The sequence below is a fragment of the Parahaliea maris genome (genome assembly GCF_008064665.1).
Classification (GTDB): domain Bacteria; phylum Pseudomonadota; class Gammaproteobacteria; order Pseudomonadales; family Halieaceae; genus Parahaliea; species Parahaliea maris.
On sequence record NZ_VRZA01000001.1, the window covers coordinates 705,840 to 719,384 of the forward strand.

General features: G+C 65.0%; 14 protein-coding genes. 8 read left to right on the forward strand and 6 right to left on the reverse strand.

Annotated features, from left to right (window positions below; genetic code table 11):
- Window positions 1-121: 121 nt before the first annotated feature.
- The gene (gene rlmE, locus FV139_RS03120; protein ID WP_148066759.1) at window positions 122-745 is read right to left on the reverse strand and encodes a 23S rRNA (uridine(2552)-2'-O)-methyltransferase RlmE; all 624 of its coding nucleotides are present in this window, start codon (window positions 743-745) and stop codon (window positions 122-124) included.
- Between the two features lie 185 nt (window positions 746-930).
- On the opposite strand from rlmE, the gene FV139_RS03125 reads away from it, so the two are divergent.
- The 3 genes from FV139_RS03125 (at window position 931) to FV139_RS03135 (ending at window position 2,585) form a co-directional block, all read left to right on the forward strand.
- Window positions 931-1,713 carry a crotonase/enoyl-CoA hydratase family protein gene (locus FV139_RS03125; protein ID WP_148066760.1) on the forward strand — a complete coding sequence of 261 codons (783 nt, stop codon included), beginning with the start codon at window positions 931-933 and terminating at the stop codon, window positions 1,711-1,713.
- An 88-nt stretch (window positions 1,714-1,801) separates the two neighbouring features.
- Window positions 1,802-2,113, forward strand: a complete 312-nt coding sequence (gene yhbY, locus FV139_RS03130; RefSeq protein ID WP_148066761.1) for a ribosome assembly RNA-binding protein YhbY — start codon at window positions 1,802-1,804, stop codon at window positions 2,111-2,113.
- 127 nt (window positions 2,114-2,240) lie between these two features.
- Window positions 2,241-2,585 carry a hypothetical protein gene (locus FV139_RS03135; RefSeq protein WP_148066762.1) on the forward strand — a complete coding sequence of 115 codons (345 nt, stop codon included), beginning with the start codon at window positions 2,241-2,243 and terminating at the stop codon, window positions 2,583-2,585.
- Window positions 2,586-2,602: 17 nt separating this feature from the next.
- Here the strand turns inward: FV139_RS03135 and FV139_RS03140 are convergent, their stop codons facing one another.
- From FV139_RS03140 to FV139_RS03150, 3 genes are read right to left on the reverse strand one after another with little or no spacing between them, the layout of a single operon-like run.
- On the reverse strand, window positions 2,603-2,851 hold the full coding sequence (locus FV139_RS03140; RefSeq protein ID WP_148066763.1) for a hypothetical protein: 249 nt from the start codon (window positions 2,849-2,851) through the stop codon (window positions 2,603-2,605).
- Window positions 2,848-3,069, reverse strand: a complete 222-nt coding sequence (locus tag FV139_RS03145; RefSeq protein ID WP_213004007.1) for a hypothetical protein — start codon at window positions 3,067-3,069, stop codon at window positions 2,848-2,850. The genes FV139_RS03140 and FV139_RS03145 overlap by 4 nt, the downstream gene beginning before the upstream one ends.
- Window positions 3,070-3,083: 14 nt before the next feature.
- A complete protein-coding gene (locus FV139_RS03150; protein ID WP_148066764.1) occupies window positions 3,084-4,796 on the reverse strand; it encodes an N-acyl-D-amino-acid deacylase family protein in 1,713 nt (570 codons plus the stop codon).
- A 344-nt stretch (window positions 4,797-5,140) separates the two neighbouring features.
- On the opposite strand from FV139_RS03150, the gene FV139_RS03155 reads away from it, so the two are divergent.
- From FV139_RS03155 to FV139_RS03175, 5 genes are all read left to right on the forward strand, one after another.
- Window positions 5,141-6,223, forward strand: a complete 1,083-nt coding sequence (locus FV139_RS03155) for a GGDEF domain-containing protein (protein WP_148066765.1) — start codon at window positions 5,141-5,143, stop codon at window positions 6,221-6,223.
- 88 nt (window positions 6,224-6,311) lie between these two features.
- Window positions 6,312-6,821, forward strand: a complete 510-nt coding sequence (locus FV139_RS03160) for an SRPBCC family protein (protein ID WP_148066766.1) — start codon at window positions 6,312-6,314, stop codon at window positions 6,819-6,821.
- Between the two features lie 72 nt (window positions 6,822-6,893).
- Window positions 6,894-8,051 carry a helix-turn-helix domain-containing protein gene (locus tag FV139_RS03165; RefSeq protein ID WP_148066767.1) on the forward strand — a complete coding sequence of 386 codons (1,158 nt, stop codon included), beginning with the start codon at window positions 6,894-6,896 and terminating at the stop codon, window positions 8,049-8,051.
- A 133-nt stretch (window positions 8,052-8,184) separates the two neighbouring features.
- A complete protein-coding gene (locus FV139_RS03170; protein ID WP_148066768.1) occupies window positions 8,185-9,018 on the forward strand; it encodes a Coq4 family protein in 834 nt (277 codons plus the stop codon).
- A 196-nt stretch (window positions 9,019-9,214) separates the two neighbouring features.
- Window positions 9,215-9,772, forward strand: a complete 558-nt coding sequence (locus FV139_RS03175; RefSeq protein WP_148066769.1) for an OmpA family protein — start codon at window positions 9,215-9,217, stop codon at window positions 9,770-9,772.
- Window positions 9,773-9,838: 66 nt separating this feature from the next.
- Here the strand turns inward: FV139_RS03175 and greA are convergent, their stop codons facing one another.
- Both greA and carB read right to left on the reverse strand, forming a co-directional pair.
- Complete coding sequence (gene greA / locus FV139_RS03180) at window positions 9,839-10,315, reverse strand: transcription elongation factor GreA (protein WP_148066770.1); 477 nt, start codon at window positions 10,313-10,315, stop codon at window positions 9,839-9,841.
- Entirely contained in the window at window positions 10,312-13,542 is a 3,231-nt protein-coding gene (gene carB, locus FV139_RS03185) for a carbamoyl-phosphate synthase large subunit (protein WP_148066771.1), read from the reverse strand. Before carB ends, greA begins: the two co-directional genes overlap by 4 nt.
- Between the last annotated feature and the right edge of the window lie 3 nt (window positions 13,543-13,545).

The window sequence follows — 13,545 nt, forward strand, 5'->3', positions numbered from 1 at the left end:
CGGGGCCGGTGTCGGTGCGGGAGAGTGCCGCGGGAAACCGTTTCCGCGGCGCTCTTCTGTGGAAAAAAGGCCTTTCAATGTACTACAGATGGGGCCGGTGCTCCATTTTTCAAGGAGGACATCAACCCTTGAAGTCCCTGGCGACGATGTACACCTCACGCGAGCGCGGGCGCGACGCCGCCGGCTTGCGGGTCAGCACCCTGCCAAAGCGATCCCGGGTACTGCGGAACAGCTCGTCGAAGCCCTCCCCCTGGAATACCTTGGCGGCAAATCCACCGCCGGGCGCGAGCACCCGGGTGGCCATGTCCAGCGCCAGCTCCACCAGGTACATTGACCGCGGTTGGTCCACGGCGTTCACTCCACTCATGTTGGGTGCCATGTCAGAGAGGACAAAATCGACCGGCGCGTCGCCAATCGCGGCCAGAATCTGCTCAAATACCGCATCTTCGGTGAAATCGCCCTGGATAAACTCGACCCCGGCCAGGTTGTCCATGGGGAGAATGTCCGAGGCCACCACCCGGCCCTTGTGGCCCACCAGGTCTGCTGCTACCTGCGACCATCCGCCCGGGGCACTACCCAGATCTACGACCGTCATGCCGGGGCGGATCAGTCGGTCCTTTTCTTGCAATTCCAGCAATTTGTAGCAGGCGCGGGAGCGGTAGCCCTCGCGCTGGGCCTGCTGCACGTAGGGGTCGTCGCGGTGTTCCTTGAGCCAGGCGCGGCTGGAGGAGCGTTTCTTGGGCATGATCATTCCGGAAAAAGTGGTCGTATCGGCGGGCTGCCTTGCTGGCAGCCGACCGGCAAGGGCGCATTGTACCTCGAAATAGCAGCGCGAAATGGCAGCGTGATTTGGCGAAGTTCACTCCCGGCGGACGCACGCGTTACCATCCCGGACCATAATGAACAATCACACCCAGCGCGGAGACCACCATGCCCCCAGCCCCGGTTATCACAGCCGCACAGGATGCGGTGTTCACAGTAACCCTGAACCGCCCCGAGCGCCGCAATGCGGTGGATGGTCCCACCGCCGACGCCCTGCGCACCGCCTTTGAGCGGTTCGAAGCCGACGACACCCTCAAAGTCGCCGTACTCACAGGCAACGGTGGCCATTTCTGCGCCGGGGCCGATCTGCAGGCGCTGTCTGACCCGGCGCTGCGCAATCACGTCGAGCCCGACGGTTCCGGCCCCGGCCCGATGGGCCCGAGCCGCATGCTGCTGTCCAAGCCAGTGATCGCGGCCATCACCGGTTACGCGGTGGCAGGGGGCCTGGAACTGGCCCTGATGTGCGACATGCGGGTGGCTGAGGAGTCCGCGGTGTTCGGCGTATTCTGCCGGCGCTGGGGGGTGCCGCTGATCGATGGCGGCACGGTACGCCTGCCCCGCATCGTCGGTCAGGGCCACGCCATGGACATGATCCTGACCGGACGCCCGGTCGCGGCCCGGGAGGCCCTGCAGATGGGGCTGGCAAACCGGGTGGTGGCCGACGGTGAGGGCCTGGCGGCGGCCCAGGCGCTGGCGGCCGAAATTGCCGCCTTTCCCCAGCAGTGCCTGCGCGCCGACCGCCGCTCCGCCTACCTGCAGTGGGATGAGGAACTGGCGCAGGCCCTGGTAAACGAGGGCGCCGGGGGCTACCCGGTGGTATTCGCCGAGGCACTGGAGGGCGCCGGCCGCTTTGCCGGCGGCGCCGGACGCCACGGCAGCTTCGAGGATTGAGCACTACTACCGCTGGCGGCGATATCCCGCGCCGGGCCGCTTGTGTAGAATACGCCCCCTGCAACGCACCCCTGCCAATGGACCCAGCATGACCAAGAAAACCGGGCCGGACGCCAGACAACTGCGCGCCCTCGGCCACAAACTGAAACCGGTGGTAACCGTGGCCGGCAACGGCCTGACCGACAATGTGGTCGGTGAGATAGACCGCGCCCTCAACGACCACGAGCTGATCAAGATCAAGCTCGCCGTTGGCAGTCGCGAGGCGCGTACCGCCGTGACCGAAGAGATCTGCGAGCGCTCCGGTGCCGAGGTGGTGCAAGCCATTGGCAACGTGATCCTGGTATTGCGTCGCTGCGCCAAGCCAGACCCCCGCCTGTCCAACCTGCTGCGCCCGCTCTAAGTCACTGTAAGTTCTGCCCGGCGCGCTGATGCGCCAGGCTGTTGCGCCAGACTGTTACGCCAAGCTTTCCCCGCCACTCCCACCTCGCTATGATGGAATCTCGCCACATCGGGAGGACGATCGCGGTATGGGGGATGTACTCGAGTTTCCGTCACGGCAGGCCCAGGGCCTGGCCTACCTCGACCGCCAGCTGCGGGACCTGCTCACCGCCAAGGGGGCAGATGACGAACTCATCGACTTCGCCGCCGCCCAGCTGACCCGTATCTACGCCGAACTGAGCGCCTCGGAACAGTACAGCTTCAGTGTTGCCCTCCCCGCGGGCCTGGGCTCCAGTGAGGCCGAAACCCTGCGACAACAGATCGACAACGGCCTCGAGGGCCTGCGCCGGGAAAACCATGCCCTGATGGTCCGCCTGGTGGCGCAGCTGGTACTGGCCGAGGTCAGGCTATTCCAGCACGAGCGATCCAACTGACCGCGCATCCAATTCACTCAGCGGCTCCCCTCGGGACCCGCCACCTCGCGCACCTGCAACACTGTCCACGGTTGCCCCACCAGCTCCCCGGCAGTGGCCACGCCCGCCCGGGCCATGACCCTCGCGGCGTCGCTGCCCTCCACCTGCACCGTGGCCCGCCCCCCGTTGGGGTAGGTCAGTTCGACCACCATCGCCGCCTCAGCGTCGTGGGTCGGGGTCAGGCGCACAGCGCTGATGGTCGCCTGTGGCCGTCGGCGTGACTTCACGCAGCGGGGGGCCCGGTGAAGACAATATCCGAGCGGGTCATGCCCGCCGGCGCCGGCCGGAACACCAGGTAGAGATTCCAGCTCTGCAGGTCGGCCACGGCCTCCTCCAGCGGGCGGGAGGGAAATTCACGCCGGGCAATGCGCTCCCAGGTGTCGCCCTCAAGGGGGTAGATCCAGGGTCGTACGGGCTTAATGGACGTATTTGCGGATGTCATCATGTTGGCTGCCTTCCTCACGCTGCACGCCGTCCGGGCACACTGCCCTGCCCGGCAACAATGCAGCCACCCCGTTCATTCGAATAACCCTGCGCGCCGCTGTAGGCCAGCAGCCCATTGACGTAGACCTGCTCGATACCCGTGGCGCGGCGAATGTAGCGGTAGCCCTCGCCGGGCAGGTCCTGCACGGCAATTTCCGGGCCGCGGTCGAGGGTGTCCGGGTCGAACAGCACCAGGTCCGCCGCCAGCCCCGGGCGCAAGCGACCGCGGTCGGCGAGGCCCCAGTTATCGGCGATCTGCCCGGTGAGTTTGTAGACCGCCCGCTCCAGGCTCATGGCCCCGGCCTGCCGCACGAAGCGGCTGATGAGGTAGCCGGTGTCGCCGTAGGTTGCAAAGCGGGTCACATGAGCGCCGCCGTCTCCGGAGCCCACCTGAACCAGGGGATCACTGATGGGCCCACTGATCCGCTCCAGGTTGTCGTGGCCCACCGCCACCGCACTGAAGCAGGTCCTGAGATTCTCCTCCACCGCCAGGTCGAGCATCAGCTCCACCGGATCACAGCCCCGCTCGGCGGCGATATCCCGCAATGTCCGTCCTTCCAGCGGCCGGTTTTTCTCCAGCTCGCAGCGGCTGACGATAAAGTCCGGGAAATGCACTTCCATGGCGATGGGGTGCATGGCGTTGTAGGCCTCTGCCACCAGCTGCTCGCGGATGTCGGGGTTCTGGAAGTCCGCCAGGGTTTCCGCGGCCGGTTTGAGGATGGTCGCCCACCAGGTGGGCCGGGTGCTGAATACCGAGGTGGGCACGTCGAACTCGAAGGTGACATCGATCGGCCGGCTCTGCATTTGCGGGACAATACGCGCCCCGTAGGCCGTTTGCAGGCGGACCCGCTCCAGGGCCCGGGGCACCAGCTCCGGCGTGGCGTTGGAGTCGAACAGGGGCGAAAAGCTCACCGTGATGTGGTGCCGCCGCGACAGCTCGCCGAGGATATCGATCCGCGTGCACAGCAGGTCCGGGTCCCAGAATTCCGGCACCACCTGCATCACCGCTCCGGCCTCCCCCAGCACCGCGCACAGGGCGTCCAGTTCCTCCGGCGCCGCCAGCCGGCAGGGTACCGGGCGATGTTCGTGATCGATGTCCACCCAACTGGTGGACATACCCAGGGCGCCGGCCTGCAGGCACTCCCGCAACAGCCCCTGCATCCGCACCACCTCGTCTTCAGTGGCAGCCCGCTCCCTGGCGGCTTCTCCCATGACCCACAGGCGCAGCATGCTGTGACCTGCCAGGGTAGCGACATTGATACCCAGATTGTCCCGAAACGCCCCGAGATACTCCTCGAACGTCTCCCAGTTCCAGCGCATCCCGGCATCGAAGGCCGCGGCGGGCATCTCCTCGATCTGGCGAAACACGGCACCGACAAAATCCCGGTGCTCGGCCCGCACCGGCGCCATGGTCAGCGAACAGTTGCCGTTGATCACGGTAGTGACCCCGTGCTCCAGTGAGGGCGTAGCCAGGCCGTCCCAGGTTATCTGGGCGTCGAAGTGGGTGTGAGGGTCGATAAAGCCCGGCGCCAGCACATTGCCGCCGGCATCCACAACGCGGCGTGCATCGCCGTCGATCCGGGTACCCACAGCGGTAATCAGTCCATCACTGACGGCCACAGCGCCCCGGTAGGCGGGGGCGCCAGTGCCGTCGCACACCCGGGCATTTTTTATAATCAGGTCATACATGGTCATTTCTCCTTGCCAGGGAGAGACTGTAGGGGCGCCCGGCTGGGCAGACCATGTCGAATCGAGCGAAAGGCATGGAGAATTATCGCCTTTTCGCCTGCGGCCGGGCTCCGGGGAACCCGCTCACAGAATCCGGATAATCAGACATCCGACGCTTGTAGCCGGCACCCGTCGCTGCGATGATCGACTCAGCCGGGGGATGAGGGGAGCCTGAACCGCGGCCGTGCCAGGGCAGCACTTGTGCAACGCTATCGCACTAGCAGCGCACTACACAGCGCACTACCAGAAGCAGAGCAACACAGGGGAATACGGCGCCCCACGCGGTGCGCCGGCAGGACAACCACATGGAAGGCAGCAAGCAACACCCGGGCTCCGAGCTCGACCTCGAGCGGGTGCAGATTCTTTACGACAACGTCCGGGCCGCCTATATCGGCGTGTCGTCGGCCATTGCACTGCTTTACTTCATTACCTACAGCTACGCGACTCCGGCCCTCGCCAACCTGTGGTTGCTGTGCGTGGCTATCGCCAATATTCCCCGGCTCTGGCTCTCCCTGAGTTTTGCCCGACACTCGCGGGCCGGACGCATTGCGGCGGCGGACGCCGGGGCCTGGGACCGTTACATGGCCATTGCCAGTGTCATTGCCTACGCGGGCTTTGTGGCGGTGATCTTCCTGCCCTTCGGTGAACAGGCCGAGCTGGGCGTCACCCTTTGCGCCTATTCGTTCATGGTGCTGGCAACCGGGGGAGTGCTGGTCCTGGGCACCTCCTACATGCAGATGGTGGCCTTTCTCAGCCTGGTGATGTTCTCGGTGATTATCCGCTTTGTCATGTTCCAGCAGACGCTGTTTTACATTCTCGCCGCGATTCTCTGTTTTGGTTATGTGCGCCTGCTGATCCACACCCGCATGCACAACCGGGTGCTGGTAGAGAACATCGCGCTGAAGATCGAGAACCGGGAGTCGGCCCTGATCGACCCCCTGACCCGGCTGGGGAACCGCCGGCGGCTGGCGGTGCACATGGAGGTCATGCTGCCCGCGGCCCAGCGCAGTGGTGACCCCTTCTGCGTGATGCTGCTCGATATCGACTACTTCAAGCAATTCAACGACACCCAGGGCCACAGCGCCGGGGACGAACTGCTGGTCAAGGTGGCCGAAGCCCTGCGCCACAGCTCCCGCGAGCAGGACCTGGTGGTACGCTACGGTGGCGAGGAATTCCTCGCGGTGCTGCCCCGCACTACGCTGCACGACGCCAGGGCTATCGCCGAGAGGATGCTGAACCGGGTCCGGGAAACCACCTCTGTCACCATCAGCGCGGGGCTCGCCGAGTACCATCGCGAGGCCACCTTTGAAGCCCTGGTGACCCGCGCCGATGAGGCGCTGTACGCGGCCAAGGACGCCGGCAGGGACCGCTGCATGCTGGCGCAGTAAGGCTGCTGGTCAAACCCGGACTGTCTCATTCGGGAGCGGCGGGCTAGTATGCAACTGTCGAGCCTCCGGAACCCGCAGGAACCACCCCATGTACGCCACGCGTCTCGCCCTTGCATTGTTCAGCCTGTGCATCGCCGCACTCCCCAGGGCGGAGGTTGTCAGCGCCTCAGACAGCCACTTCGTGGTGCGGCAGCAGGCTCACTCCAGCCTGCCGGCCGATGCGCTGTGGGAGCGCCTGGTGCATCCGGCACGCTGGTGGAACCCGGCCCACAGTTATTCCGGCGAGGCCACGGCGCTCAGCCTGGAACCCAGGGCCGGTGGACTGTGGCTCGAAGAGTGGCCCGGCGGGTCCGTGGCCCACGGCCAGGTGATCACCATCATGCCGGGCAAGCTGTTGCGCCTGGACGCTCCCTTCGGCCCCTTGCAGTCGCTCGGCGCCCATACCGTCTGGACCATCAGCCTGGCGGCCGCGGAAGGGGGAACCACCGTCACCTTCCACGAAACGGCGGTGGCCCCGCCGGGCAGCGGCATGGAAGCCATCGCGGCGGCCGTGGACCAGGTCAAGACAGAGGCCATCGGGCGCCTGGTAGCCCCGTGACGCTACACCCGCTATCAGCCCCGTGAACGCGCTCGTCGCCACAACGCCCCGAACCCACTCCCAGAGCACCTTGTGAACCAACACGCCCCACCAGACGACGCCCGGCAAGCCGAATTGATCTCACTGACCAACGCGCTGGTCGCCGCCCTGGAATCGGATGACGCCGATACCGAATTCATGGAACAGACCCGGCAGTTCGTCGACCAGCTGGGTGACACCCTGACCCTGCCGGTGAGCGCCGTACTGAACCTGGACCAGCTGGAGCAGCAAGAACGCCGCCAGCTGCTGGAGGAAAACCTGCGACAGCTCGGCCTGCAACGTGAAGGCCTGGACTGGTCGGCCAACCCGGAACAGGCCGTGGAGTTCCAGAACCGCATCTGGATCCACCTGCACCAGCGCTTTCTTCATGCCCATCAGGTGATCACCAGTCATATCGAGTTGCCACCCGGTTCCGGGGGCGGCTACAGCAGGCCGATGCATACACCGCCCGGCTCCTGGTTGCTACTCTTCGCCGAGTCCGGGCAGTGCGCGATACAGCGCGACACAGACCGCAGTGCGGAGCATCTGGCGCTGGGCAGTGACGGACCCGCCGTGCTCCTGCAGCCCCCGGAGAGCAGTATCGTCGTGAACAGCGGCCCCGGAGAAGCGGTGTGCAGCCTGTTCAGCAGCGCCTTTTTCCCACCCCAGCACTGGCAGGAACTGCTGCAAGGCGGCGGGGGGACAGGCCGGCTGAGCAGCATCGCTATCACCGACCCCACTATTGCAGCCTATCTTGCCGAGTCTTTCGGCCGCATCATCGACATCGCCCACTCCTCGGCCCACTACAGCCGGGCCCTGCACCTGAACCTGCTGGAACACATCCTGCTGCTGTGTGACGAGCAGCAACCGCGGCAACAGCGCGAACTCCTGGACCGCCGGGTCATCGCCGCGCGCGATTTCCTGCTGGCCCACTACCGGGAAAAAACTACCGTGGAGCAGGTTGCCGCCGCGGCCAACGCGGCACCCTCCACGCTCAACGCACTGTTCAAGAGCCAAATGGGTGAAAACCTGATGCGCTGGCGCGACCAGTTACGCATGCAGCGGGCCCGCGAATTGCTGCAGGGCGGCGACCAGCCCATCAAGGTTATCGCGGCGGAAGTGGGCTACGACGACCCGATGTTTTTCTCCCGCCGGTTCAAGCAGATCACCGGCTGGTCGCCTACCCAGATCCGCCATGGTAAAACCTTGTAAACCAGAACCTGCCCCGCAGGGCACACGGCCGATAGTGCAACCCCTCCGCTGAATCCTCCATTCCCCCGGCAGCGCTCACTGGCCTCTAATAACCACATAAGCATTACAAAACGCGTTACCGCGAGGATTCGCCATGACCGATGTACCGGGCTATTCATCCAACCAGCGCATGCTGGACCCGCGCAAACTGGGCAGCAGCACCATGCTCAGCAGTACCTCCAGGTACCTTAACGATCCCCGCCTGCGGCACTGGGTGGCGGTACAGTCCCTGCGCCGCAACGGCCCGGACATGGATCACTACGGCGGGCCGCTGGAGATCATCGACATTTTTCGCGGCCTGGATGACATCGACGAGATCAACCGCCTGTTAGCCGAGGCCCGCGCCCGCGATGTCGAGCTGGACGCCTGGTTCGAAGCCCGCTACCTCATTCCCCACGACCTTGAGGCCCTGGCGCAACTGCCCGAAGGTACGCTGGGGCGCGAGTACCAGAAAATGCTGGCCGAACAGGGCCTGCAGGCGGATTTCCTGCCCTTTGACAGCACCGCCACCGACTACGACTACATGCTGCGCCGGCACAGCCAGACCCACGATATCGAGCACGTGGTTATCGGCTACCGCTACGACCCGCTGGGCGAGTTCGGCCTTATTGCCGCGCGCCAGACCAACATGGCGCGCTTCCTGGGCGCAGAGCTCATGGAGCACATGTCGGTGGTGCCCAACCTGCTGCTGTCCAGCGCGATTGCCCGTTTCGGCTGTCACTACCCGCACCTGCTGCCGCCACTGTACAAGGCGCTCGGCGAAGGGCAGCGGATAGGCCAGCACCTCAACACTGGCCTGTTCATGCCCCGCTACGAGGAGATGTTCGAGTGGTCGGTGGAGGACGTGCGCGCCCACCTGGGGGTGGTGCACGGCCCCGACTACGAAGACACCATGTGGTCACTGGGCGAGTACTTCGACGCCGCCTGACCGGCCCCACCTGGTTGAAACCGGATCTGTGACAGCCGGCTGTCAGTCGTTCACCCGACAGGGTCAATGGCGCGCAGAATTCGCGTGTCGACCTGTCGGGATATTTGACACACCCAAGCGTCAGTCTCTAGGCTCTCCTACCCACACCACAGGCAAAATACTCGGCCTGCACCGCAGTACCACACGGGAGAGAACCATGTACCCACGCAAACCCTTTCTGCTCACTACTACCCTTGTCGCCGCGTCCTTCGCCATCTCCGGCTGCGCCAGCAAAAGCTACGTGGACCAGAAAGTAGAGGAACGATTCGCCACCCTGGAAACCCAGATAGCAAACTGGAGCGCCACCAGCCGCGAGGCCCTGGAGCGGGCCGAGAAAGCGGGCAAACTCGCCGAAGGCAAGTTCGTCTACAACGTCGTGCTGACCGAGGAGGACGTCACCTTCGACAGCGGCAAGGCCGCGCTCTCGGGCGGTTCCCAGAGCCGTCTCGGCCAGCTGGCCAGCCAGCTGCAGGCCGATAACGAAAACGTCTACCTGGAGATCCAGGGGCACACCGACGCCACCGGCTCCGAGGCATACAATCACCAGCTCGGACAGCAGCGCGCCGACGCGGTGCTGCGCTACCTGCACGGCCAGGGCGTCGCCCTGGACCGCATGGCGACCATCTCCTACGGCGAGGAGGCCCCGGTCGCCGACAACAGCACGGCCAGTGGTCGGGCGCAGAATCGCCGGGTGGAAATCGTCGTCCTGAAATAGACGCCCGAAAAAAAAGGGCGCCGATGGGCGCCCTCCTGCTTGCTTTAGCCCCGCGATGCGGGCGCCTCAGATATGGTGAACCTGGTCGATCTCGTACTCCACGTCACCGCCGGGAGCCCTCACGATCACCACGTCACCCTCTTCCTTGCCAATCAGGGCCCGGGCAATGGGTGAGCCAACGGAGATCAGGTTGTTCTTCACGTTGGCCTCGTCTTCACCGACGATACGGTAGGTCACCGTGGCGTCGGTCTCCAGGTTGATCAGGTCGATGGTGGTACCGAAGATCACCTTGCCGGTCTTGGGAATCGACTTGACATCGATCACCTGGGCGTTGGAGAGTTTGCCCTCGATTTCCATGATGCGCCCCTCGGCAAAGCTCTGCTGCTCGCGGGCGGCGTGGTACTCGGCATTCTCTTTCAGGTCACCGTGCTCGCGCGCCTCAGCAATCGCCTGGGTGATACGCGGCCGGTCGACCTTCTTCAACCTTTCCAGTTCTTCCCGCAGTGCGGCTTCGCCCGATACTGTCATGGGCACATTGTTCATGCTGCATTACTCCCAATGCTCGCGTGCAGGTCCTGCAGCCTGCGCACGGTCTTGTCGCTTTCCTGCTTGAGGGCCATACACACCGCCTCGGCCGCCGCCAGGGTGGTGGTATAGAACACCCGGTGCGCCTCGGCGCTGGCCCGGATGGGCGCCGAGTCGGCAATCGCCCGGCGGCCCTCGGTGGTGTTGACGATAAAGTCCGCCTCGTCGTTCTTGATCATATCGACAATGTGCGGGCGGCCTTCAAGTACCTTGTTCACCCGGCGCACGGTCAACCCTGCAGCTTCCAGCGCGGCAGCGGTACCGCCAGTGGCGGCCAGGTCGAAGCCGAGCTCCACCAGCACCTTGGCCACACGGACCGCGCCGGGCTTGTCGGCGTCACGCACGCTCATCAGGGCGGTTCCGGAGCGCGGCGGCGGGTCGCCAGCGGCCAGCTGGGCCTTGGCAAAGGCACCGGCGAAGGTATCACCCGTGCCCATCACCTCACCGGTGGAGCGCATTTCCGGGCCGAGAATCGGGTCCACTCCCGGGAATTTGTTGAAGGGCATGACTGCCTCTTTCACCGAGTAGAAGGGCGGTACCACTTCCTCGGTAAAGCCCTGTGACGCCAGGCTCTGGCCCGCCATGCACCGCGCCGCCACCTTGGCCAGGGAGTTGCCGATGCACTTGGACACAAAGGGCACGGTACGCGACGCCCGCGGGTTGACCTCGATCACGTAGATCTCGTCGTCCTGCCAGGCCAGCTGCACGTTCATCAGGCCGCGCACGCCCAGCTCCAGGGCCATCTGCCGCACCTGCTCGCGCATGGCGTCCTGTACCTCAGCCGGCAGGCTGTAGGGCGGCAGGGAACAGGCGGAGTCACCGGAGTGTACGCCGGCCTGCTCGATGTGCTGCATGATGGCGCCGATCACCACCTGCTCGCCGTCGGAGACGGCGTCGATGTCCACTTCCACCGCGGCCGACAGGAAGCTGTCCAGCAGCACCGGTGAGTCGTCGGACACCTGCACCGCGCTGCCCATGTAACGCAGCAGGTCTTCCTCGCGGTAGACGATCTCCATGGCCCGGCCGCCCAGCACGTAGGAGGGGCGCACCACCAGCGGGTAGCCGATGGACTCCGCCGCGGCCACCGCCTCGTCGACGCTGCGCACGGTGGTGTTGGCGGGCTGGCGCAGTTCCAGTTTCTGGATCATGCGCTGGAAGCGCTCGCGGTCTTCGGCGCGGTCAATCGCATCCGGGGTGGTGCCGATAATGGGCACACCCTGGGCTTCCAGGGCGCGAGCCAGCTTCAGCGGGGTCTGGCCGCCGAACTGGACGATGACGCCCTTGGGTTTTTCCAGGTCGACGATTTCCAGCACGTCCTCGAGGGTTACCGGTTCGAAGTACAGGCGATCCGAGGTGTCGTAGTCGGTGGACACCGTTTCCGGGTTACAGTTGACCATGATGGCCTCGTAACCGTCTTCGCGCATCGCCAGGGCGGCGTGCACGCAGCAGTAATCGAATTCGATACCCTGGCCGATCCGGTTGGGACCGCCGCCCAGCACCAGGATCTTGTTGCGATCGGTCGGTGCCGCTTCGCACTCCTCCTCGTAGGTGGAGTACATGTAGGCGGTGGACGAGGCGAACTCGGCGGCACAGGTATCCACCCGCTTGTAGACCGGGCGAATGCCGAGGCTGTGGCGGTGCTTGCGCACCTCGCCCTCGGTGGCCGCCAGCAGCACGGCCAGGCGGCTGTCGGAGAAGCCCTTGCGCTTGAGGCGGAACATCGCGTCGGCGTCGATTTCCGTGAGATTCACGGTCTTGAGGCTGTTTTCGGTGTCGACGATGTCCTTGATCTGCACCAGGAACCAGGGATCGACGCCGGAGTGGCCGTAGACTTCCTCCACGCTCATCCCCGCGCGGAAGGCATCGGCCAGGAACCAGATACGGTCGGCGCCCGGGTTGACCAGCTCGGCAATCAGTTCGTCGCGATTGTCGGGGTTGTCCACGTCCATCTTGTGCTCGAAGCCGGCGGAGCCGACCTCCAGCCCGCGCAGGGCCTTTTGCACCGACTCCTGGAAGGTGCGGCCGATCGCCATTACCTCACCCACCGATTTCATCTGGGTGGTCAGGCGCGGGTCGGCGGCGTTGAACTTCTCGAAGGCAAACCGCGGGATCTTGGTGACCACGTAGTCGATGGACGGCTCGAAGGACGCCGGGGTGGTACCGCCGGTAATGTCGTTCTGCAGTTCGTCCAGGGTGTAGCCGATGGCCAGCTTGGCCGCGACCTTGGCAATGGGGAAGCCGGTGGCCTTGGACGCCAGGGCCGAGGAGCGGGACACCCGCGGGTTCATCTCGATGATCACCAGGCGCCCGGTTTTCGGGCACTGGCCGAACTGCACGTTGGAGCCGCCGGTTTCCACCCCGATCTCGCGCAGCACCGCCAGTGAGGCGTTACGCATGATCTGGTATTCCTTGTCGGTCAGGGTCTGGGCCGGAGCCACGGTGATGGAGTCACCGGTGTGCACGCCCATGGCGTCGAAGTTCTCGATCGAGCAGACGATGATGCAGTTGTCGTTCTTGTCGCGGACAACCTCCATCTCGTATTCCTTCCAGCCGATCAGGGACTCGTCGATCAGCAGTTCCTTGGTGGGCGAGAGGTCCAGGCCGCGGGTACAGATTTCCTCGAACTCGTCCCGGTTGTAGGCGATACCGCCACCGGAGCCACCCATGGTGAAGGAGGGGCGGATAATGCAGGGGAAGCCGATGGAATCGAGAACCTGGAAGGCCTCCTCCAGGCTGTGGGCGGTGGAGGCGCGAGGCGTCTCCAGGCCGATGCGCTTCATGGCCTGGTCGAACAGCTGGCGGTCCTCGGCCTTGTCGATGGCCTCCTTGGTGGCGCCAATCATCTCCACGCCGAACTTCTCCAGCACGCCGTGCTTGGCCAGGTCCAGGGCGCAGTTGAGCGCGGTCTGGCCGCCCATGGTGGGCAGCAGCGCATCGGGGCGCTCGGCCTCGATGATATTCGCCACCGTCTGCCACTCGATCGGCTCGATGTAGGTGGCGTCCGCCATGGCCGGGTCGGTCATGATGGTCGCGGGGTTGGAGTTCACCAGGATGACCCGGAAACCCTCTTCGCGCAGGGCCTTACAGGCCTGGGCACCCGAGTAGTCAAATTCGCAGGCCTGGCCGATCACGATGGGACCGGCGCCCAGGATCAGGATGCTTTGGATGTCGGTTCTCTTTGGCATGGG